This window comes from Paenibacillus sp. JNU01 (assembly GCF_059130585.1).
This window is the reverse complement of sequence record NZ_CP169723.1, coordinates 2967568-2990464: the sequence shown is the minus strand read 5'-3', so window position 1 is coordinate 2990464 and position 22897 is coordinate 2967568. Positions and strand designations below refer to the sequence as shown.

Below are 22897 nucleotides of genomic sequence, written 5' to 3'. Positions count from 1 at the left end.
CAGGCAAACCACCATGGAGAGGAGCTTTTTCTTTGGCTGAAGTCGTGTTAAATAACCTCATCATGAAGCGGGAGTCCAAATCATACGTGGATAGTCTGCATGCGATACTAACCCATACGGGCCAGTTTCAAGGTTCCAAATATGTACTTGCCGGATATACAGGCATGGCTTTCAAGCTGGCGGTGCATCGCCGACTACTTCCCATGTCGGTTACAGCGTATGGACAATGGGGGGAAGCACATCGTCCCGGAGTTGATAACCTGGGGATATTCACGATCTGGGATGGGGGACGTACACGTCATTCCACGTTTGGTTATTACCAGCAGGATGCAGTGAATTGGGTGAGACGCAGTATTGATGAAGGCACTGGTGTGATCTACTGGATTCCTGAGTTCGGTGTTATTTCTGGATATGATGACCGTGACCGCATCTTTTATGTGCAAGACGGATGGAGCAAGGAACCGCAGATTTTGTTGTATGACAATTTCGGTTTAAACTTTACCGGATTTTGGTATTGTCAAGTATTTGGTGATCAGGTCCGCATTTCTGAACAACAGATGCTGCTGGAATCCCTGCGACTGGCGATAGAGGATTGGGATATTCCCTATCGTCTGTTACCTGATCAGAATATTGCTTCAGGTAGAAAGGCATATGATGAGTGGGTGCTGGCTTTACGGAGTGGGGATTTTGATGAGTCGGGTGCGGGTTATATTTTGGAATCCTTCTGCCATTCGCGAACCGAAATAAGAATGTATCTGCAGGATGTTCGAGGGATATGGAACGAACTGGATCAGGCTTATACATGTTATGAACAGCTTGGGACGTTAATTGACCAAATGAAAGGATATATGGTTCAGCAGGAGAATAGACGTGTCTTGAGACCAGATATCACAGAAGATCTAGCACAGTTACTAGTGAAGGCGAAAGCATTAGAAGAGCAGGCTATTGATTATTTTCGATTGATATCCAGGAAGTATCCCGACCGTAAAAGGTCTACTATACCACGGTGGGGAGCACATTCAGCACGATAGATGAGAGAGGAAGGGAGTGAAGGATGATGGCGACAAAAGTAGTATTGCAGGACTGGATTCGCTTCCCGCAAGCCCCAACCTCTGCTGATGCACACCTATCATGGAATGGTGTGGGTTCGTATACAGATGCGATGTACCGCATTTTATTGCACACACAGTGGATGGATTTCCCGCGCCACATGATTGCAGGTATGACTGCAAGTGCATTCCGATTAGTGGTGGATAGGCGTCTGACCGCAGAATCAATCTCGGCATACAACTGGATGGCAGAGAACTCTGTGGCGGCTGATTTTCTTGGCGTAACAACGGGACAACATGGTGGATTTTCATTTGAACCGACTTTTCCGCTCTATCAGAAGCAGGCCGTGCTGGACATCAAGGCGTCCATTGACCGGGGCGTAGGTGCGATTCTCTGGCATGATCAATTTGTCATTGCTGCCGGATATGATGATGTGGAGCAGGTGCTATTCATCTGTGAAAGTAAAGGCGATGAAATCATTCGTCTTTCTTATGATTCATTTGGCAGGAACAGTACGCCATACTGGTACTATCAGGTGCTGGAATCTCATGAATCTGTGGATCTATGGGAAGTTTGCAAGGAATCATTAATTCAGGCCGTATACAAATGGGAAACCCATGACTACATGCTGCCCTCCCAGGATTATGCCTGTGGAGCGGCTGCGTATACGGTTATGGCTGCTACTTTGCAGGCTGGAGCATATGATACAGAACAAGCGGCGACTGTACTGCGCTATTATGCCAGATCAAGACTGGACATTGCCTCTTATGTTGCAGGGCTGGCGTACCTATCAGATCGGATGGTTTATGTCATGCATGAGTATGCATTGCTCGCAGAACTGTATTCGCGGATTGTTGATGTAGTTAATGATTCGATCTTATGGAATACGAAGGAACCGAAATGTATGCAAAACGTGATTGAGCTTATCCGAAAGGCAGGAGTGACCGAACAACGTGCCATTGATGCCATTAAACGTGCCTTTCCAGAGACGATACACAATCGTTTTGATGACGTAGGTTTAAGATGAATGAAGCATGATAGCTAACATATTGAAAAGCTCAGCTGAATAAAACCGGAGAGGCGACAGCCGATCCGGTTTATTTGATTTGAACAGATGTGTAACATCAGTTCATGTGAACCCCGCCATAATAAATTTTACAAGAAAAAATAACCAAAATTTTAATTTTGGGGTAATCCAAACCCCCTATTGTTCCGAATATTATATTAGATGGTCTTTTTTGGATGATGATATTCAAGGATAACAGGGGGCGGGAGTATGGTACATAATCCGGAAACCATTCAGGAATGTATCGAACATGCACGGCAAAGGCTCTACCAGATTGCTGATCAATATGCGGAACTGTGGCATCCGGAGGTTATTCGCCAATCCATGGTGCTGGATGAATTAATTAATGAATATAACAACGCTATTCGCGGCAGAAAAATCCCAAAACAACTGAAATAATGAGCTTATGGAGTGCACTTATACAACGAAGAAGAATCCCATGACGGGATTCCGTGTGTTTGCCTTACTCTTTTACCGCCCCGAGCACAATTCCCTTAACGAAGAAACGCTGCAAGAACGGATACACGAGCAGAATCGGCAGAGCGCCAATAAAGATCTGAGCCGCATTCACCGTACGCTGAGACATGTTCTGGAGCTGCGTTGCATCCACGTTCATGTTGGAGAAATCCTGCTGTACGATTATGGTCTGCATTAACGTGGCGAGTGGATATTTGGAAGCATCATTCATATAGATCAGCCCGTCGAACCAGGAATTCCACTGACCTACCATGGTGAATAAAGAGATCGTCGCAATCGCGGGCATGGAGACTGGCAGATAGATTTTGAACAGGGTCGTGATATGATTGGCCCCATCGATGAATGCAGCTTCTTCCAGTTCTTTCGGTACGTTGCGGAAAAAGTTCATCATCAGAATCAGGTTCCAAACAGCGACCGCTCCCGGCAAAATGAGAGCCCACATCGTATTAATCAGTCCAAGCTTCTGAATCAAAATATAGGACGGAATCAATCCCCCGCTGAACAGCATCGTGAAGATGAAAAACCATGCATATAACGAGCGCCCCTTGAAGTTCAGACTTTCCTTGGATAATGGATAAGCCGTCAGGAAGACAAGTGTCATACTGAGCAGTGTGCCCAGAACCGTACGCTGGACTGAGATCCAGAGTGCACTGAGAAAGTTACTGTTACCAAATGTTTTGGTGTACGCGTCCACCGTAAAATCAATCGGCCAAAGTGTTACCAGATTGGCGGATGCTGCCGCCTTACCACTGAAGGAAACGGCCAGAATATGGACCAGCGGCAGGATGCACAGGATCGAGACGGCCGCGATGAATATCAGGTTAAAACCATTGAATATACGGTACCCGGTTGTTTTGTGATACACCTTGATTCCCCCTTAATGCATTATGCTAACCCTTTTAGAAAATACGATAATTGGCGATTTTGTACGCCATTCGGTACGCGGAGATGACCAGGAACATCGCGACAAATGATTTGAATAGTCCAACAGCGGTCGCAAAGCTCATTTTGCCATTCAGAATCCCCATCCGGTAGACAAAGGTATCAATAATATCGCCTTTCTCATACACCAGCGGATTGTACAGGTTAAAGATCTGGTCAAAACCTGCATTCAGGATATTGCCCAGTGATAACGTACCTACCACGATAATCATCGGCACAAGTGCAGGCAGGGTAATATGTAATGTCTGTCTGAGCCGCGTTGCTCCATCTACCTCAGAAGCCTCATACAATGCGGGATTAATGCCTGCAAGTGCTGCCAGAAATACAATTGTGCCGAATCCAAATTCCTTCCATACATCACTGACCACCACCGTTACACGGAACCAGTCGCCATCCCCCAGAAAGAAAATTGGTTCAACACCAGCCGCCGCCAGCACCTGGTTTACCAGTCCACCTTCCGGTGATAACATATCGAGCAGAATGCCGCCCAGGACTACCCAGGACAGGAAATGGGGCAGATACACCAAGGTCTGTGAGAAACGTTTGAACGTGGAGTTCCGAACCTCATTCAGTAAAATGGCAAATACAACAGGGGCGATAAGTCCGGCCACAATTTTCATTGAAGCGATCAGTACCGTGTTCCAGATGACCTGAACGCTGTCGGGATATTCGAACATGAACCGGAAGTTGTCCCAGCCCACCCATTTGGAGCCAGTGAACCCCAGCCACGGTTTGAAATCCTGAAAAGCAATAATAATGCCGCCCATGGGCACATAGGCGAACAGCAATGTGAGCAGGACAGCAGGCAGCAGCATCAGATGCAGCGGCCACGTGCGTTTGAAATTCCAGCGGGTACGTTTGCGTGGATGAGGTGTCATTTTTCGTACCGGCGTATGGGTTGTTAACGGTTGTTCGATAGCCATCAGGGTCCCTCCTTTATCTCGTCCAACCCTGGAAACATGAGGCGAGCAAGCCTCTGCACAGAGTGGAGCAACTGAATTATAGCAATGGAAAAGGGCGGACTATAGAACAACATTTCAATGCGGATGTTGAAATATTAACTTGTTAATGGAAACAGGGGATTACAAGTTGCAGGAAAGTGTGCGAATATAAAATCAACTAGAAATGTAAGGGTTTTCAATATAAAATAGGACTTCGGTATAGAAGGACTTTAAATTCAGGGACAGGGTGAAACGATGAAATTCACAGTATTTGCGAAGACGGTCATTCTCTTAATCTGCCTGCTTGTACCCATTCTGCTGCTCTATACGTACGCGAACCAGGCAAATGTGGATATGGTCGTCGAAGAGAAACAGCAATCGAGTCTGAACCAGTTCAATTATTTCAGTTCACAGGTGGATAAAAATATTGAGCAGCTCTCGCTGTATGGCCTGACGTTGCTGCGAGATCCGAGTATTCTGCATTACCGTTACATGACGGACTCAACCAGCCAATATGAGAAAAACAGCATCTATCTGGATATTCTCGACAAATTATCGTTGTACCAGTCCACCAGCCGTTGGAAGAACGATATTACCATTGTGCTGCCGCAAGCGGAACTTGTGTTGTCCACCATGTCCAGCCGGACGGTTTACGATGAGAAGATGTTGACGTTTCCGCAACCAGGCCAATGGCAGCTGGAGCAAGGGAGTTTCACCTACTTTTTCACGGATAACTACGAGTGGAATGAAAAACCGGTGAACGCAGGCGTGCGAACGGTGATGGAGATTGATTTTGACCCGATGAACATCGTTGCCATGTTGGATGATTTTAAAGAAACGCAGGGCGGAGATCCTTTCTTGCTCGTACCAGGTAACGATCCGTTGCTGAACCGTACGGCGGACCCCGAACTGGTCGAAGCGATCATGCGAGATATCCCCTTTAACGGACCGGAGAGGGAAGGTAATCATCAGCTGGAGGTGGGCGACAAACAGTATCTGGTCAGTTACGTGCACTCCAAACAACTGCAAGCAGTGTACGTGAACCCGGTGGTATTGGATGATCTGCTGAACCCGATGGATAAGAGCCGAAATATGTTTATTACCTCCATTCTGTTATTGCTCGTGCTGAGTATCGGGGCTGCATTACTTTTGTATCGAAAAGTTCAGGTGCCCATCCATCGCTTGATGAGAGGGCTGCAACAGATTCGCAAAGGCCAGTTGTCTACGCGGATTCCAGTCGATCACTCCCGTGATGAATTCGCGTACCTGACCCAGAGCTTCAACCATATGGCAGAGCAGATTCAGGAACTGATCGAGAAGGTATACGAGGAACGTATCCGCTCACGGGAAGCCACACTGAAACATCTGCAATCACAGATCAATCCACATTTTCTGTACAACTGCCTGTTTTATATCAAAAATATGACCCAGCTTGGCAACCGGGAAGCGGTGATTGCCATGTCGCTAAGTCTGGGAGATTACTATCGCTACATTACGCGAGGCGAGAATGACATGACGACAGTGGAGGAAGAGATCAGGCTATTAGACCATTATCTGTCCATCCAGCAGATGCGGACCAACCGGCTGACCTACGAGATTGCCGTACCGCAGCACTTGATGCAGCTCCATATTCCGCGGCTGCTCATTCAACCCATCGTAGAAAATGCGGTGATCCACGGCATTGAGCCGATGGAGGGCAGTGGGCATGTCGTCGTAACGGGGATGGCGGTACCCGAACATATTGAGGGGCGGAAATATACAAGATATAGCCTGTTTGTAGACAATGACGGTGTCACGCTGACAGCGGAAGAGATTGCGGAATTGGAACGGGAGATCAATGAACCGATGGGTGAGGAGATTGGAACAGGCACGTGGAATGTGCATCAGCGTCTCGTTACGCGTTATGGGCTGTCGTCTGGTCTTCATTTTGGAGCGATTCCCTACGGTGGACTTAGTGTAGAAATTCGATGGTTTGAGGAGGAACAACCGCATGATGAATCTGATGGTCGTGGATGATGAACATTCCGCAGTAGAGTCGATCGCTGTCTCCATACCGTGGAGAGAACACGGGATTGGCCAGGTATTCAAAGCTTATTCAGTCAAAGAGGCACTGGAACATATGGCAACACATCAGGTCCATATTATTATCACGGATATCCGCATGCCGGGTATGTCCGGTCTGGATCTGGTCAGTCACATTCGGCAAAAGTGGGAACAGACCAAATGTATTATTTTATCGGGGCATGCTTCCTTCGATTATGCGAAGCAGGCGCTCAAACATGGGACAGTCAGTTACTTGCTCAAACCGGTCCGGGATGAGGAACTGATCGAATCCGTGCAGCAGGCCGCCGTGCAGATTCGCCTGGAGGGTGAGAAACAAATGCTGCATCAGCGGGCCATGTATTCGGTAAGGGAGCATCTGCCCGAGAAGCGGGCGGAGCTGATGAAGGATGTACTGTTAGGGCATAAATTTGCGGATGCTGAACTCGAAGGCAAGCTGAGGCAATTGGAGATCGGGTTCCGGCCACAGGATAAAATGCAACTGCTGCTCATCCGGTATGATGACCATCAACCCACACATAGAGCATTTCGACTGATGAAGTACGCCATCTCCAATGTGGTGGAAGAGATCTACGGCAGTACCTATCATCTCTGCCATACGGATGACGCATATGATGATCTGGTCTTTATGGCCAGTCCCAAACAAACCCAAGCCGAACCGGAAATGCTAATGGGCCGACTTGGAGAACGGTTGCTTCACAGTGTGAGGCAGTATCTGAATGCGACCATTTCCCTGTCCGTTAGTCGTATGGGACGTTTTCCAGATCAGGTGCCTCAGCTATATCATCAAGCCGTCAGTGCACTTCGCAAGCAAGCCGATGCGGGCAAAGGATTACATCTGAATCCGGCAGCGGGAACCAATGGAGCCACGTTGAAGTCACTTGCGGCGCTGTATGAACCGCCAGGTCTGACGGCGCTGCTGGAAGCGGGGCGCATGGAGGATGCACACCGCAAGATTGATCAGATCTTTGCTGAACTGTCGAACAGTGTGTTCCCGGAACATGTGTATGTGGCTTTTCATTATCTGGCGGCGGCCTTCTCCTATATGGCTCATCGGGAAGGAAGGCAGTTAGCCGAAGTGCTTGGCGAGCAGTACCAGCAGTTGCTCAAGGATGGCTATGGCATCTCACTGCGTAGTCTGGAAACGTGGACTCGGTCTGTGATGCAGCAGTGGGCTGAGAGCACCAGCGATGCGGGTCAGGATGCCGGATCAACGCTGATTCGGCAGGTGCAGCAATGGATTGATCATCATCTGGGCGAGGATCTGTCGTTGCAGGTCATTGCCGGAGAGGTGCATCTGCACCCGGTATATCTGTCCAAAATGTACAAACAATCCACAGGCGAAGGCATTAGTGATTACATTATCCGTTCCAGAATGGAACGTGCGGTTCATTTGCTTAAGCATACGGCGATGAAGATCTATGAAGTCGGTCAGGAAGTGGGGTACAACAACACGCCTTATTTCATTCAGGTGTTCCGCAAACATTATGGACTGACCCCGCAGGATTTTCGGAACGGTTAACAAATCGATATGAACATTGAAATTGTGATATATGTTTGCCTCCCCGGCTGCACTATCCTTTTCATGTAAGGTGCATTTGGCACATAAGGGTATCCAAGTTACCTGAGGAGGGGTTAGTTCATGTATAGAAAAATGATGACGGCATTACTCGCAATAACGATGGTTGCTGTAACGGCATGTAGTTCGGGGGCCAAGGAAGAACCGGCCAAGGAAGCTGCTGCACCACTTGCTCTGCAAGACGGGAAATATGAACCTGAGGTACAGATGAGTTATCTACGAGCCTGGAATGATGATACGAAATTCAAGAATGGGGAAACCGCACAGAACAATGTGCATACGAAATGGGCCAAGGAACGACTCGGCATCGATCTGACCACACCGTGGGCTGTATCGGTAACGAATGATGCATTTTACACGAAATTGCGCCTGTCCCTGTCGGCTAACGAAGAACTGCCGGATATTGTATCCATTCGGGGAGACTACAATCTGGTGCGGGAATTAATTGAGTCCGGCAAATTTGCGAATGCAGGCGAGTTGTTTGACAAGTATGCTTCGGACACATGGAAACAGGCATCCGAATCGGCACCGGAAGAATGGTATCCGTACATGTATGAGGGCGAGCGTTACGGTATTCCAATCTTCGATTATGCCTACAATGGTGATTCGGTCATGTTTATCCGGGAAGACTGGCTGAAGAAGCTGGGACTGGAAGAACCGAAAACGATCGATGAGCTGGTTACGGTCATGGATGCTTTTACGAATCAGGACCCGGATGGGAACGGTAAGAAAGATACGTATGGTCTGACGGTGGGCATGAAAAATGCGCTGAATACCTGGATGACGGAATCCGGCTGGATCTTCGGCATGTACAACACGATGCCTGGACAGTGGAATGATGCTGGAGACGGAACACTGCAATATGGTTCCATTCAGCCAGGCGTGAAGGAAGGCCTCGCGACAATGAAGGATTGGTTGTCCAAAGGTTACCTGCCCAAAGAAGCTGGCGTGTATGACGAGATCAAGGCAGCAGAACTGTTTACCGCAGGTAAAGCAGGCATTATCGTTGGACCACACTGGATGCCAAATTGGCCGATTGATGATGTGAAGAAAAATGTGGATGGTGCCACGTACAAAGCCATTGCATTACCTACTGGGCCAACAGGTGAGAGCCACCAACATGGATCTGGTGCAAGCAACGGCGTTGTGTTGATTAACAAAGACATGGCGAACCCGGAGATTTTCTTCACATATCAGAATTATCTGTTCGACAATTTTGCCAACCCGGAAGTAGGCAGCGAGTTCGAGCATGGCTTCGCGCAAGGATATGACTATGACATCGTGGATGGCAAAGTCGTTGGTGAAGCTGAAGTGAAGGATGGCGTATCACCACTCAAATATACGATTACGTATGATGGTGCCCGAATTCCGAATCTGATGATGGATACGCTGGCGGAACTTGCGAAGGGCAAAGAGCCAGAGACTCCTTTTGAGAAAAATACGAAGATTGCCAACAAACCTGAAGTATTTGCGGCCGCTGAAGTGGTCGTTGCGAATAAAGATAATGCGATCAAGAACAAGTTCACGGGAGCTCCAACCGAGACGATGAAAATGAAGAAGGACGCAATCGACAAGCTGGAGAAGGATACGTTCAGCAAGATCATCTATGGCCAGGTGGGCATTGAGGAATTTGATGCGTTTGTGACGAAGTGGAAATCCATGGGCGGCGATGATATTACCACCGAAGTGAACGAGTGGTATAAGACAGTTAATTAATATTCAAAGCAGGTTAGAACTGATGAATTCATCAGTCTAACCTGCTTTTTGGTATGTCTCAGATATATTATGACTCGCAGCGGACAAAGGTAACGTTTTTGCCTAAAATCACATTATCCACCTTCCATCCGGCATTTAACCAGGATAGCGCCTGTGTATGATTCATGGCATTATTCACCCACCATTGCTCGCGATTATAGGCTGTCGGGGGTAACTTAAATCCGAGAATTTCCTCAAGCTCTGCATATGTAAGGGTGATTGCAACCTGATTCAAATAATTTTCCAAAGGGAAGTATTTGCTGTAGCTCATTTCGTCTGACCTCCTGAAAAGGAATATCATTGATTATACAACGTGGGCATGATGATAGCGAGGGCATACCGAGAGCCTACATAGATGTGAAAGGCATCCGTAGATCTCTTTGACTAGGGCATGTCTTAAATACCACTTATGGTTATCTTTCACCACCTTTTCTCCCCCTGCTGCCTTATTGTTCCCCATGTACTTGAGAGAGTAAAATAATAGGTAGTATACGAACATCAATACGTATTTATAACAGAGATGCCCCGGATTGGTCCGGGATTCATAGAGGTTCAAGTTTGATGAACATCATTAGATGCATGGGAAGGCAGGAGATTCGATGAGTACACTTTATGACCAGGCAATGGAAGAGATGATAACGACAATTCATGAATGGTTTGATGAACAGGAACAGCGGGATGACTTGGAAAGTGTTGTGAAGCGAACTACGCTGCAAATGGGCATTTTCAATGATATTTTGCTGGATTATAGACCTGGACGGACTACAGTAGACAGTGTGGATCTGGGTTTGGATGATGGTCTGAAATCGAAGCAGGCAGGAGCCTTTACCGAGGAACAGGTTCGTAACGAGATTGGACCTAGGCTAGTAGAGGTTGTTCAGGGAAGACTGGACAAGCTGGCCGATTCCCCGTTGATTGACTATGGATTTACCTTCCGTGGTAAATTCCCTACAACAGAAGGAAAGCTGCAACTGACTTTGCTGGAATATATCAATGAAGAGAAAAAGCAGCAGTTGCTTGAGCGTATTCATACATACATTGATCAGAAGCTGGAGAATGGTACATATCCAACAAAGCCGTTAGAATCCTTTTTTTTGACGCGTCATCTGCTTGACCCTAAACTGTTTCCTGTACTGGATGTGGCATGGATTCTCAGGCAGTATGACCGGATTCAAGAGTTGAATCAGGGTCGTCCGGAGGCGCTTGCCGAACATCGGGGTGATATTACTCGTGCGTTGAAGGCATGGGCGGAGAGTCAGTTCTTGCCACAGTATTATGATGTGCAGTCTTCTGCATATCGTACCAATGACTATTCGCTTAAGCCAGGAGCGACGTTGGAATGGGATGTTGAATCACAGGCAGACCAATCGTCGGATAAGAAGCAGAAGGCGCAAGTAGCCGGGACTCAACCGATAGATCTACTGTTATACGCGGCGGTGATGATTCTACGATTTGAGCCGAATTATAGCAAAGCCGAAGGTCAGACTTACCTGGAACTCGCGAAGCAACTCGGCAGCAGACGTGCAGCACTGATGATGACGGAAGGCAGCGGGACGTATGCGAAAGAGGATATTCATGTGAAAACGGAAGAAGTGGAATGCAAAGCAAATGATGTATTCGCTCTGATGACCATTCACATTCGGAAGGAAGAGCCGGGTGCCTATCAGCAGGCACTTACCTTTATCACTCATTTGTTGAAGCAGGGCTTTCCAAAAAGTTATAAGATCAAGCTCAAGTCCAGTGTAAAACAGTATTTGCCGATCAAAGGACTCGCCAAGTCGGATACGCACCGATTCTTTGCCAATGCATTGGAGTACCCGGAGCTACATCCACTCCTAGAAGAGTATGCGCGTGAGGCTATCCAGGAGTTTGAGTTTTACGAGGATACCGAGGGAGAGAAAAATGGTATGCCAGGCAGTTATGCAACCTTTGGACTGGGTCTTGTGGATGAGCGGTATTTCCCGCTGATTGAATATTACATGGGCGAAGTGGATGATGAGCATCAGTTAATTCAGGATAAGTTCATTGCGGCATTTGTGGAACAACAGGGTGTAACGGCTCAGTCCATACCTGCGTTAGTCGCCAGCTTGCGTCGTTCAACGGATAGTCTGAAGCTGAAGATTCAGCCTGAGCTGGAGAATGATGAAATACTCGAACGGTTGGTTAGGCAGATTCAAGGACTTGAGCATTACGAAGTGGAACGTGTACTTTACCCAATCTTCGGCAAGGTGGAGAAGCTCACAACGCTCGCTCGCAAAGCGGAAGGAAGACGGAAGGAATTATTGCTGAAACTGTTGCAGGCCGCAGGCAAATAAAAATGTAAACAGGGCAAGGAAGATTGTACTGGGCCAGACAGTGGAGCATTTTAGCGAACTGAAAGTGCATTAGGAGAGGCGGGGGAAGTTGTGGAAGCTTTGAGTCGAGACATGTGGCAGGAGTTGAATGCCCAGGACAAAGAGGCTTGGATGCGTAAGCTGATTCATCAGTTACCGGAAGGTATGGTATATGAGGGTCTCGAGACATTTGAACGTTTCGGTCGGCGAATCCAGACAGGTGTGTTTACGCATGAAGAGGAGAGGTTTGTATTTGTACCTGGGAACCGCATAACCCTCGGCTGGGATCGTTGGCAATATGGAATGAACGAAGAGACCTCAGCCGACCTGCATGAAACGGTCAGTGAGTATGGTGTGGAGGACGTGGATTCGTTTCTAGCGAGTCAGATGTCACCTGTCAGAACGGTTAACATTGCGCCCATGCTCGTGGAATGTGAGAACATTTCGCTGGGCTGGATTGAAGTGTCCGAGGAGGAAGCCTTCGCGCAGGAAGATTCTGATTTTCCGGCAGCACTGGAGCAGTTTAAACAGTCGGAGATCCGTGAATATGAATTGCATCAACAATTCCGTCTGATTCGCCAAAGTGAAGATGAAGTGCGAATCCTGTGGTTCAACGAGGGAATAGAACTGGAAGACGTCGTGAGAGGGGAAGCAGCGGCGGGCTTTGGTCTGCTGACTGAAGACGAATGGGAGTATATCTATGGTGGCGGTTGTCGCACGTTATTCCCTTGGGGAGACAGCTTCGACTATACGATGAGATTGAGGCATTTTGGAAGTCTGGAAGGCATGGATGAAACTGTGGATGGATCGGCAGAGATGGCCTCTTCACGGGTTGAAGAAAAGGATGATCGTGCTTATGATCTGGAACTGCCGAATTTCTTTGGCATAAAGTTTGCTGGTGATCCCTACAAATATGAGCTTACGCTCGATTCGGCTGGGGATGTGATGCCCAAAGGCGGAGACGGCGGGAGTCTGATATGTGGTGGTACAGGGCCTCTGGTTGGTTTCTTGCCTGCTGCTGCGGTCTATTATCGAGACGTTAATGCCAGTGAACTCGACTGGGAGGATTTGATGGATGCGATGGTGTATCGCAGGGTTGTTCGTTTAACGGAGTTGGTACTTTAATTATGATGAAACGTATCTATCAAGCTGTTGCTCCATATACGGATGAGGAAATTCAGATCATCATGGAGCGGCAGTTGTTGGAAGAGTTATTATATCTGCCCTTATCCGTTGGCATGTTTCATCAGGACTGGAGGGTCGCACAGAATATATGTCTTCGGGTGGCAGATCATCCGAATGCCAATGTCAGAGCCAGTGCAGTCATGGGTTTGGCTCATACGGCACGTACCAAAGGAAAATTAGAAAAACGGCTAGTAAAGCCTGTTGTGCTGAAGGAACTTAGGGAGAATAGTGCATTTAGGGGAACTATCCTAGACGCCATCGAAGATATCAATATGTTCATGAATTGGAGACTAGGGAGAAAGCATTTGGAGAAAGGAGAGCACGATGTTTAAAAGATATTTCCTCACATACATTGCGACACATAAAGGGCAAGGATAAAATACACATCAAATCAGCCCCAGCTCATAGAGTGGGACCAAAATGATGTGTGTTTATATTTCCTATTTCGATCTAAGGATCGCGCATCAATTATTTCACTTTTTGTACGGATACCGCCATCTGCTCCAGTTGAGTGTGAGTCAATTGGTTATTCGGTGAGCTGAGGGTTACATAACGATCATCCAGCTTGAACGTGAGCATATCCGTTTGGTCTGGTGTATACCATTTGGCGGATACGCCATTAGGCAGTTTTACCGTTTTGCCATCATAGCTGAACGAGTAGTCTTTAGGAGATACCGTGACATTCATGCGATTAAAAACAAAGTTTACACCATCGCCGCCTGCACCTACGCTTTTGAACGTGTCTCCGGCAACCATATGTTGTGGGGCATAAGCTGTTGTAAACCCGTCAAACTTCGCAAATGCTTTGCGAATGTTATCCAATTGTTGCTTGCTGTAGTTCACATCAGCGAATGCAGTGATCCCCTGATCATTGTTGCCAGTTGTCTTTTGAACAGAGACAGCGACTTGTTGCAACTGAGCTTGACTCAACTTATGATCCGGCGAGCTAAGGGTAACGTAGCGATCATCCAGTTGGAACGTGAGCATGCCCGTTTGGTCTGGTGTGTACCATTTGGCGATAACGCCATTGGACAGTTTTACGTCTTTGCTCGTATAACCGTCCGAATAATCTCTTGGAGATACATCCACTTTCATATGGTTGAAAACAAAGCTGACGCCGTCGCCACCTGCCCCTACACTTTTAAACGTGTCACCTGCAATCATCTGCTGAGGAGCATAAGCTGTCTCGAACCCATCGAATTGTGCAAAAGCCTTTTGAATTGCCTCTTTTTGTGCTGCGCTATACGTTACATTCGTCAAGGCCGAAGGATTGCTCGTGGCTTGGCCGATAATGACCTGACCTTTTTTGCCGTCATAGGATACAGGCACATGCAGCGCATCGGCAAGCGCACGTACAGGCAGATAAGTAGAGTTGTTATAGGTAATTGGAGCCAGTTTTTTGCCATTGCCATCGGTTGGTGAGTAAGCCGCGCCATCTACATTGAAGCTGATTCCATGGTTAAGGTATGCCGAGATCTTCTCCAGCTGCGTTCCGGCAAATACGCCCGTTGCTCCTGTTAATGTCATGCCCAGTACCATCATCGTTGCTACGGATTTCTTCATGTTCTTTTTCATCATATATCTCTCCTTCAAGTTGGGGTTTGGTTTAATTTAATGGGCTCGCTGTCCCTTATGGCTTTATATTAAACCCCGAACATATCCAGAATAATTCTGAATTATCTCCAACTTGTAAACATGTGTGTATATACGGAGGATGTAGAACGAAAACGGAAGCTGCTAGGCATGTTTGAACGTATTCTTTGCTGAATCGAAACATTTTAGTTGAAGAGATAGAGGACTAGTCCGCCAAAACCAAGTACAATCGCACCAACGTATACATAGGAAAGTTTACTGAGGTTTTGCTTTGTGCGTCGATCATATTCGGGGTTGCTGGTCTGATTGGCTTTGGAATTACCGATAATCAGGGTAGCAATACCCCCAAACAAGGCGATACCGACAATTAAAACATAAGGCAACCAGGTCATGAATGGACCTCCTTCGCGAATAAGTTGATATGTCTTCATTGTACTTCAGGATAACCTTTGATGTAAGCTTTAATTGAGAAATATAGGGAAATAAAGTATCTGTCTTACAGTATGTAGGTAGTCTTGGAACGGAAAGATCACTATAATTTTAGTTTTTTTAATTCAAAAAAACCTTGATACATCAGGCATCTACAGCTTTCTTCACTGAAGGCTGTAATTTTTTTTGCCCACAGAGTGATCCAGAATAGAAAACCCTGCGTTACACCCTATGAAGACGACGACGAGGAAAGAAATTATACACAAAACATAATCGAGGAGTGAACACGTAATGAAAATGAAGATGAAGAAGTTTATCGCACCTGTACTTAGCTTGACACTGTTGATGCCGGGGATCGCTGGAGCAGCATCCGCTCCACAGACACCAATGACAATGATGAAAGCTTCCGTGAATACACCTGCGGCTGACTTGAGAGCAAACCTGGACCACCTGCTGTCCGAACACTTTGCACTCGCAGTAACGGCAATGGCCAAAGCATATGACGGAGCAAAAGATGCAGATGCAGCCTACAAAGCACTCGACCAGAATGCACTGGATATGCAGCCAGCAATCGCTTCCCTATATGGTGAGGCAGGTGCCAAAGAATTCGAACGTATCTTCCGTGCTCATAACAAATACACCGATGATTTGGTGAAAGCAACCAAAATGGGCAACCAGGCTGGCATCAAACAAGCACAGGCAAACATCAACGGTTTCGTGGATGAGTTCTCCACGTTCCTGAGCACAGCTACCGAAGGTAAATTGCCAAAAGCAGCAGCCAAACAAGCTCTGCAAGTACATGAAGATCTCGTGCAAAAAGTATTTGATGAGTATGTAGCTGGAGATTACGCTGATGCATACAAGGCTTACCGTGAAGGGTTCAAAGAAATGTTCGACGTAAGTAAGGCACTTTCCACAGCAATTACTACACAAATGCCTGAGAAATTCGAAAATAGCAAAGCAGATACAAAAGCAGCTGATCTGAGATCTGCACTCAACCATTTGGCTTCCGAGCACTTTGCGCTTTCGGCTCTGCAAATGCAAGAGGAATATGATGGACGTACAGCCGCTTCCAACGCACTGATTACAGCTGAAGCTGGAAACACAGCTGACTTCAAAGCAGCGATTGCTTCCGTTTACGGTAACGATGGTGCCAATGCTTTCGAGAAAATTTGGGTAACCAATCACGTTAATGCGCAAAGCGATTATGTAAAAGCTGTGAAAAACAACGATGCTGCGGCTCGTGCAGCAGTAGAGAAACGTATTGACGGATTTACAACAGAATTCGCAGCATTCCTGGATTCCGCAACAGCTGGTAATCTGCCAAAAGCAGCAGGACAACAAGCGCTGACAACACATGAAAATCAAGTGCAAAACGTATTGAATCAATATGCAGCAGGCAATTATGATGCTTCTTATACAACTAATCGTGAAGGCTTCAAAGTGATGTTTGGTGTAGGTCAAGCTTTGGGTAACGCAATTGTGACTCAATTTAACGACAAATTCCAAGAGCCAGCAACACCTGCACCAGCGCCAGAAATGACAACGGTGTGGATGCAACTGAACAGCAAAATGCTGAAAATTAACGACAAGACAACCAACATGGATACCACACCAGTGCTTTGGAAAAACACAACATACATTCCACTGCGTTTCTTGAGTGAAGGTATTGGCGCAACAGTGAAATGGGACAAAAAAGCACAACAAGTAACGGTAATGGCTGGCGATGATACCCTTGAATTCTGGGTGAACAACAACGTTATGGAAGTGAACGGCGTGAAGAAAAACGTGGGTGCAACGGTATTCGTAAACAAAGATGGACGTACGCAAGTACCTCTGCGTTTCATTGCTGAACTTCTGAACTGGGATGTAAAATGGGCACAAAAAGATGGTTCTATTACACTGACTAAATCCATGTAATACAACGTTTTTTATAACAGAATCAACCAATAAGAGCTGCCCCATACGGCAGCTTTTTTTGGTTTCACCCATAAGTTCAAATATTTGGTATAATCATCGAGAATGACCTACATAACAGCTGGAATAGCCGATGAAGTCCAGAATGAGGTATGATAATTTGGCATAAGCAAAATGAAGAGGGGGACAGAGGAATGAGTACATCATCAAAATCGGAGCGTCCAGCGAAAAATGTGGATACCCGGTTATTTGTTGCTTGGGCGGTATCGGTTATTGCAACAGGGGGGAGTCTCTATTTTAGTGAGATCAAGGGCTATCTTCCATGTGATCTGTGTTGGTATCAGCGTATATTCATGTATCCACTAACCATCTTGCTGGGCATTGCCTACTTTAAGGATGACGTGGGCATCACGAAATACGTACTCCCACTTAGTTTCGTCGGTGGCGGCATTTCGTTATATCATGTAACGATCCAGCGTATTTTTTCGGCTACAGGTAATGCCGTAGCGTGTGGCAAGGTTCCATGTTATACCGACTATTTGAACTGGTTTGGTTTCATCACCATTCCATTACTGGCACTGATCGCCTTTATTATCATCATTGTGATGCTGTGGGGTATCAGCAAAACACCCAAATCTTCTTGATAAGAAAGGATAGATGGTGATGAGCGGACAAGCTCGTTGGTTCATGCCCTTTTTGGTGCTAATGTTTTTGGTCGCTGGCTGCTCATATGAGGAACAGGCTGCTTCCGGGGAGATGCCAGAGATGGTCCGGGTGAAACTTGACGTTCCGGAGAAAACTACTCTTCATAAACCAACACGGTTGCAGGTGAAGCTTACACAGGGAGATACACCGTTAAGTCATGCCGACAATGTGCAATTCCAGATCTGGAATGAGCTTGATGATCCGCCTTCTGTATCTCCGGAGCAAGGTATGATGACAGCTGAAGAACTGGAGAATCAAGGGGCTATTACTGCCAATGAGACAGAGGAAGGGCTGTATGAAATCCAGCATACCTTTGAAGAACCAGGTACGTATGTGGTACAGGTCCATGTTACGCACGGAGCAATGCATAGCATGCCGAGAGCAAGAATTGTGGCGGAATGAAGCAGCGGGCGGATACCAAGGGTTTGGTTCAGGGTGAGTAATAGGTTTATAATGTTAAAGGTATGAAGAATGTTGTAGGAAAAGAGGCTGTTATGGCAACTATTCATGATGTTGCACTCAGGGCAGGAGTTTCTGTAACTACCGTCTCGCGTGTATTAAACAACCGGGGATATATCAGTCAGAAGACTCGGGATAAAGTGTATCAAACCATGGACGAACTGAACTATCGCCCCAACGAAATTGCCCGTTCTCTTCTGCGTAAGCAATCCAATGTTATAGGCTTGATTATTCCCGATGTATCTCATCCGTTTTTTGGAGAACTGGCTAACTATGTTGAGTACCATGCATACCAGAATGGATTTAAAATTATGTTATGCAACTCCCACATGGACCCTTCCAAAGAGCGTGAATATGTGGAAATGCTCAAGGGTAATCGCGTGGATGGCATTATTATGGGAAGTCATACACTGGAAGTCGATGAGTATATGAACCTGCATTCCCCAATCGTGACCTTTGATCGTAAGATCGGTGAAGACATCCCTTTTATCTCATCTGATAACTATCAGGGAGGGGTTATGGCTGCTGAATTGCTACTCTCGAAGAACAGACGGCATTTGGCACATATTTGCGGTAATTTGGAATTGCAAATGCTCTCCAATCGCCGGACGACAGGTTTCGTTGATACATTGCAGGCTCATGGAGTCAAGCCGGTCATGATTCATGAAACCGATCTGAATGTGTTTGATCAGCATCAGTATACGGAATTGGTGGATAAGCTACTTGCACAACACCCGGAGGTGGATGGGCTGTTTGTAACGAGTGATCTGATGGCGGTGCATGCGCTGAAGCAGATCGTGTTAGGTGGGCGCAAGGTACCTGATGAGATCGCTATTGTAGGTTATGATGACAGTCGTGCGGCAGGGTATACGGTGCCTGGCATAACAACGATTAGGCAGCCGGTGGAGGCTATGGCTAAGCTGGCGATTGATCTGATTCGGCGTCAGATCGCGGAAGAGAAGATCGGAATGGAACATATTTTGCCAGTAACCTTAGTGGAGAGAGAGACGACCTGATACAGGTCGTTTTTTCCTGTTTGTCCTTTTGCCTCGAAAAAATCAAGGCGCAATATTTTTTTTAAATGGCATGTCAAACGATTGACATGTCAAACCTTTGACATTATAATTCGATTTGTAAGCGTTTCCTTTTAAACTACTGATCGGGGGCCATAACAAGATGAAAAGAGAACAGAGATGGATGATGAAATTATCGGTATTGTCTTTGATTATGATGCTTGTATTGTCAGCATGTGGAAGTAAAGCAGCGACGGAGTCCAACTCCTCCTCTGAGGGGAGCAGCAGTGAGAGTGTCAAAATCACCTTGCTCAATTCCAAGTCGGAAATTAACAGTCAGCTGGAGCAAGCGGCTAAAGACTTCCATGCCGAAAATCCAAATGTCACACTAGAAATTGTACCTGTAGGCAGTGGACAGTCTCCGTTTGAAAAAGCGTCTGCTTTGTATGCTTCCGGCAGTCCTACAACGATGATGATGCTGGATACAGGGGATGTCGAGAAATTCAAGGATCGTGTTCTGGATCTCACATCCGAGTCTTGGATGAAGGACGCTGTGGAGAATAGCACAGCGGCTACGACGTTTGATGGCAAAAATTATGCCTTCCCGTTCTCTATTGAAGGATATGGATTCATCTATAACCAGAATGTTTTGGATCAGGCGGTAGGTGGAACATTTGATCCAAAGTCTGTACAGACCACTGCACAGCTTGATGAGCTGTTCCAAAAGATCGCTGCTACTGGAAAATCACCTTTGATTGTATCTCCGATGGATTGGTCGCTTGGGGCGCATTATCTGGGGCTTGCATATGGTGGGCAGTCGCCGGACCGTGCGAAGGTGGATCAATTCATAACTGATCTGAAGGCAGGTCAAGTGGACCTTGCTTCCAACGCCGTGTTTAATGGCTTGTTAGATACATTTGATCTGATGAAAACCTACAATATTGACAAGGCTTCTCCCCTGTCCGGAACTTATGAACGTGGACCTGAGGTGCTTGGCAAGGGTGAGGTTGGCATCTGGTTCCAGGGCAACTGGGCATGGCCGCAAATTTCAAGCTTTGATACAGCAGATGGAAAATACGGCTTCCTGCCAGTACCTGTGAGCAATAATGCAGATGATTTCGGTAATACGCAAATCTCTGCTGCCGTATCCAAACGAATATTGTTGGATAAGGAAAAGAGCACACCAGCACAACAGGAAGCTGCGAAGAAATTTTTGGAGTGGATTGTTTATAACGAAAAGGGTCAGGATTTCCTGGTGAATCAAGCCAGTATTATTCCGGCATTCAGCAACATTACACTGGAGCCGACCGATCCGCTTGGCAAGTCCATTAGTGAATACATCAAGGCAGGCAAAATCGAGGAATCAATGAGTACACTCCCTGCGGATCACTGGTCCAAACTGGGTGCGTCCATGCAGAAATACTTGGCTGACGTCATTGACCGTGCCGGACTTGCCAGCGAAATTCAGGCATACTGGAGCAACGTGAAATAAAGGATAAAGGAATTAATTTTAGCCCTGAGCAGCACATAGAGAGAGACTTGCGGTAAGCCGGAGATGATGAATGTACAACTTGCACACGAGGTCTGTTCGTTGTTTCCGGCATAACCGTTAGGCTAATTATTTGGATAGAGTGGAGGTTGACAATGCTGACCGAAAAAGGAATATGGACACGTCTGCGAACCCGCCTGATCTTTACTGGCCCGACATTATTTGCGTTTGCTACAGTGATGATTATTCCATTTCTGTATGGTATTTATTTGACGTTTACGAACTGGGATGGCATTGCCATCGATCAAAACTTTGTTGGCTGGGATAATTATATTGGTGTGTTCAAGGACACCGTGTTCTGGAAATCATTCGGGATGACGCTGGAGTACGTATTTATTACCGTTGTGCTCACCAATGCGGTTGCTTTCCTGCTCGCTTACGCGGTAACCCGGGGAATGAAGGCGCAGGGCTGGTTTCGGGCCGGATTTTTCCTGCCGAATCTGGTGGGTGGAATCGTGCTTGGTTTCATCTGGCAGTTTATTTTTAATCAGGTACTCGTCTTCGCAGGACAAAAAATGAACCTCACTCTGTTTTCCACCTCCTGGCTGGCTGACCCGGACAAAGCTTTCTGGGCACTCATTGTGGTGACTGTTTGGCAGTATGCCGGCTATATGATGGTTATCTACATTGCAGGACTGATGAATGTGCCGAAGGATGTTATGGAAGCAGCCAGCATAGATGGGGCAAGTAATCGCAAAATGTTGGCGCGTATTGTATTGCCGCTGATGGTTCCTTCGTTTATTGTCTGCATCTTTTTGTCACTGCAACGGGGTTTCATGGTGTATGATCTGAACGTCTCCCTGACCAGTGGCGGGCCCTTCAAGAGCACCGAGATGGTATCCATGCATGTCTATGAGCAGGCCTTTCTTGCTCGTGACTACGGATTGGGGCAGGCAGAAGCCTTTGTGCTGTTTATCCTTGTAGCGGCCATTACACTGCTCCAGGTTTATTTCAGCAAAAAACTGGAGGTCGAGGCATGATGGCTGGACAATCGCGGATTCTTAACTGGATCAAGTTTGGTGCTTTAATCGTTGTAATGATTTTGTTTGTATTTCCGTTTGTACTTCTCATCGTCAATTCGTTCAAGGCTAACCAGGCAATTACTTCCGATCCGCTAGGGTTACCAAGCTCCTTTCAATTCGATAATTATGTCAATGCGTTTGACAAAATGGGATATGTATCCGCCTTCAGCAATTCGTTGCTCATAACCATTGCAGGTGTATTACTGATTGCTCTTTTTGCGGCGATGACAGCCCATTACTTTGTTCGTCACAATAGCAAGGTGAACCAGTATCTCTTTTTCCTGATGGTAGCTGCGATGATTATTCCGTTTCAGGCTATTATGATTCCGCTGGTTAAAATATACGGCTCGCTCAGCCTGCTGGATAACAAGTGGTCGCTGATCTACATGTATATTGGCTTTGGCAGTCCGCTCGCCGTATTTATCTATCATGGCTTTATCAAAAGTATTCCCCTGGAGCTTGAAGAGGCGGCTCTAATGGATGGCTGCGGCAGAGTGCAAACCTTTTTCCGCATCGTACTGCCGGTGTTACTGCCAACAACCGTAACGATTAGCGTGCTGAATGTATTGTGGATATGGAATGATTTTCTGCTGCCATCCCTGGTGCTGACATCATCCGAGCAGCGTACGCTGCCGCTGTCCACGTTTTATTTTTATGGGACATACACAGTTGATTACGGTCCATTGATGGCTGGTCTGGTCTTGACCTTGCTGCCAGTACTGATCGTGTATCTGTTTGCGCAGAAGTACATTATTCAGGGGGTCATGCAAGGGGCTATCAAATAAGTTCAGTTGGGTGATATATAGAGAGACAGGAGTGAA

Annotated in this window: 21 protein-coding genes and 1 pseudogene; 17 read left to right on the top strand and 5 right to left on the bottom strand. The window is 46.7% G+C overall.

The window, feature by feature from the left end; translation table 11 throughout:
* The first annotated feature begins 32 nt into the window (after positions 1-32).
* The 3 genes from NLBNIHML_RS13085 to NLBNIHML_RS13075 all read left to right on the top strand — a co-directional run bounded on the left by NLBNIHML_RS13085 (position 33) and on the right by NLBNIHML_RS13075 (position 2515).
* Positions 33-1031, top strand: a complete 999-nt coding sequence (locus NLBNIHML_RS13085) for a cysteine peptidase family C39 domain-containing protein (protein WP_339237903.1) — start codon at positions 33-35, stop codon at positions 1029-1031.
* 23 nt (positions 1032-1054) lie between these two features.
* Positions 1055-2077 (top strand): hypothetical protein, encoded by a 1023-nt coding sequence (locus NLBNIHML_RS13080; RefSeq protein WP_494354508.1) that lies wholly within the window; start codon positions 1055-1057, stop codon positions 2075-2077.
* Between the two features lie 249 nt (positions 2078-2326).
* Entirely contained in the window at positions 2327-2515 is a 189-nt protein-coding gene (locus tag NLBNIHML_RS13075; RefSeq protein WP_253441053.1) for an aspartyl-phosphate phosphatase Spo0E family protein, read from the top strand.
* A gap of 64 nt (positions 2516-2579) precedes the next feature.
* Here NLBNIHML_RS13075 and NLBNIHML_RS13070 read toward each other — a convergent pair whose 3' ends face one another.
* Both NLBNIHML_RS13070 and NLBNIHML_RS13065 read right to left on the bottom strand, forming a co-directional pair.
* Positions 2580-3458: a carbohydrate ABC transporter permease gene (locus NLBNIHML_RS13070; RefSeq protein WP_494354507.1), complete on the bottom strand. Its 879-nt coding sequence runs from the start codon at positions 3456-3458 to the stop codon at positions 2580-2582.
* A gap of 34 nt (positions 3459-3492) precedes the next feature.
* The gene (locus NLBNIHML_RS13065; RefSeq protein WP_124118238.1) at positions 3493-4413 is read right to left on the bottom strand and encodes an ABC transporter permease; all 921 of its coding nucleotides are present in this window, start codon (positions 4411-4413) and stop codon (positions 3493-3495) included.
* Between the two features lie 318 nt (positions 4414-4731).
* On the opposite strand from NLBNIHML_RS13065, the gene NLBNIHML_RS13060 reads away from it, so the two are divergent.
* The 4 genes and pseudogenes from NLBNIHML_RS13060 to NLBNIHML_RS13045 all read left to right on the top strand — a co-directional run bounded on the left by NLBNIHML_RS13060 (position 4732) and on the right by NLBNIHML_RS13045 (position 9832).
* A complete protein-coding gene (locus NLBNIHML_RS13060) occupies positions 4732-6492 on the top strand; it encodes a sensor histidine kinase (protein ID WP_494354506.1) in 1761 nt (586 codons plus the stop codon).
* Positions 6467-6754, top strand: a pseudogene (locus NLBNIHML_RS13055) (response regulator); the annotation flags it as partial. The gene NLBNIHML_RS13060 and the pseudogene NLBNIHML_RS13055, both read left to right, overlap by 26 nt.
* Positions 6755-7201: 447 nt before the next feature.
* Positions 7202-8059 (top strand): helix-turn-helix transcriptional regulator, encoded by an 858-nt coding sequence (locus tag NLBNIHML_RS13050; protein ID WP_445252985.1) that lies wholly within the window; start codon positions 7202-7204, stop codon positions 8057-8059.
* Positions 8060-8179: 120 nt separating this feature from the next.
* Positions 8180-9832 carry an extracellular solute-binding protein gene (locus NLBNIHML_RS13045; protein ID WP_494354505.1) on the top strand — a complete coding sequence of 551 codons (1653 nt, stop codon included), beginning with the start codon at positions 8180-8182 and terminating at the stop codon, positions 9830-9832.
* A gap of 67 nt (positions 9833-9899) precedes the next feature.
* On the opposite strand, the gene NLBNIHML_RS13040 is transcribed toward NLBNIHML_RS13045, so the two are convergent.
* Positions 9900-10142: a DUF7662 domain-containing protein gene (locus tag NLBNIHML_RS13040; RefSeq protein ID WP_339237895.1), complete on the bottom strand. Its 243-nt coding sequence runs from the start codon at positions 10140-10142 to the stop codon at positions 9900-9902.
* 328 nt (positions 10143-10470) lie between these two features.
* Here NLBNIHML_RS13040 and NLBNIHML_RS13035 point away from each other — a divergent pair, with 328 nt between their 5' ends.
* The 3 genes from NLBNIHML_RS13035 (at position 10471) to NLBNIHML_RS13025 (ending at position 13721) form a co-directional block, all read left to right on the top strand.
* Entirely contained in the window at positions 10471-12186 is a 1716-nt protein-coding gene (locus NLBNIHML_RS13035) for a DUF6138 family protein (protein WP_494354504.1), read from the top strand.
* Positions 12187-12276: 90 nt separating this feature from the next.
* Positions 12277-13329: a hypothetical protein gene (locus NLBNIHML_RS13030; protein WP_494354503.1), complete on the top strand. Its 1053-nt coding sequence runs from the start codon at positions 12277-12279 to the stop codon at positions 13327-13329.
* A gap of 2 nt (positions 13330-13331) precedes the next feature.
* Positions 13332-13721, top strand: coding sequence for a hypothetical protein (locus tag NLBNIHML_RS13025; RefSeq protein ID WP_339257492.1), 390 nt, complete (start codon positions 13332-13334; stop codon positions 13719-13721).
* Between the two features lie 136 nt (positions 13722-13857).
* Here the strand turns inward: NLBNIHML_RS13025 and NLBNIHML_RS13020 are convergent, their stop codons facing one another.
* Both NLBNIHML_RS13020 and NLBNIHML_RS13015 read right to left on the bottom strand, forming a co-directional pair.
* A complete protein-coding gene (locus NLBNIHML_RS13020; protein WP_494354502.1) occupies positions 13858-14967 on the bottom strand; it encodes a stalk domain-containing protein in 1110 nt (369 codons plus the stop codon).
* A 200-nt stretch (positions 14968-15167) separates the two neighbouring features.
* The gene (locus NLBNIHML_RS13015; protein ID WP_091019193.1) at positions 15168-15374 is read right to left on the bottom strand and encodes a hypothetical protein; all 207 of its coding nucleotides are present in this window, start codon (positions 15372-15374) and stop codon (positions 15168-15170) included.
* A gap of 334 nt (positions 15375-15708) precedes the next feature.
* On the opposite strand from NLBNIHML_RS13015, the gene NLBNIHML_RS13010 reads away from it, so the two are divergent.
* From NLBNIHML_RS13010 to NLBNIHML_RS12980, 7 genes are all read left to right on the top strand, one after another.
* The gene (locus NLBNIHML_RS13010; protein WP_445252849.1) at positions 15709-17331 is read left to right on the top strand and encodes a copper amine oxidase N-terminal domain-containing protein; all 1623 of its coding nucleotides are present in this window, start codon (positions 15709-15711) and stop codon (positions 17329-17331) included.
* A gap of 191 nt (positions 17332-17522) precedes the next feature.
* Positions 17523-17972, top strand: a complete 450-nt coding sequence (locus NLBNIHML_RS13005) for a disulfide oxidoreductase (protein ID WP_472476290.1) — start codon at positions 17523-17525, stop codon at positions 17970-17972.
* A gap of 19 nt (positions 17973-17991) precedes the next feature.
* On the top strand, positions 17992-18435 hold the full coding sequence (locus tag NLBNIHML_RS13000; RefSeq protein WP_472476292.1) for a FixH family protein: 444 nt from the start codon (positions 17992-17994) through the stop codon (positions 18433-18435).
* Positions 18436-18527: 92 nt separating this feature from the next.
* On the top strand, positions 18528-19508 hold the full coding sequence (locus NLBNIHML_RS12995; RefSeq protein WP_339237876.1) for a LacI family DNA-binding transcriptional regulator: 981 nt from the start codon (positions 18528-18530) through the stop codon (positions 19506-19508).
* Positions 19509-19668: 160 nt separating this feature from the next.
* Complete coding sequence (locus NLBNIHML_RS12990) at positions 19669-20997, top strand: ABC transporter substrate-binding protein (RefSeq protein ID WP_472476294.1); 1329 nt, start codon at positions 19669-19671, stop codon at positions 20995-20997.
* Between the two features lie 152 nt (positions 20998-21149).
* A complete protein-coding gene (locus tag NLBNIHML_RS12985) occupies positions 21150-22034 on the top strand; it encodes a carbohydrate ABC transporter permease (RefSeq protein ID WP_494354501.1) in 885 nt (294 codons plus the stop codon).
* Positions 22031-22861, top strand: coding sequence for a carbohydrate ABC transporter permease (locus tag NLBNIHML_RS12980; protein ID WP_494354500.1), 831 nt, complete (start codon positions 22031-22033; stop codon positions 22859-22861). The genes NLBNIHML_RS12985 and NLBNIHML_RS12980 overlap by 4 nt, the downstream gene beginning before the upstream one ends.
* The last annotated feature ends 36 nt before the right edge of the window (positions 22862-22897 follow it).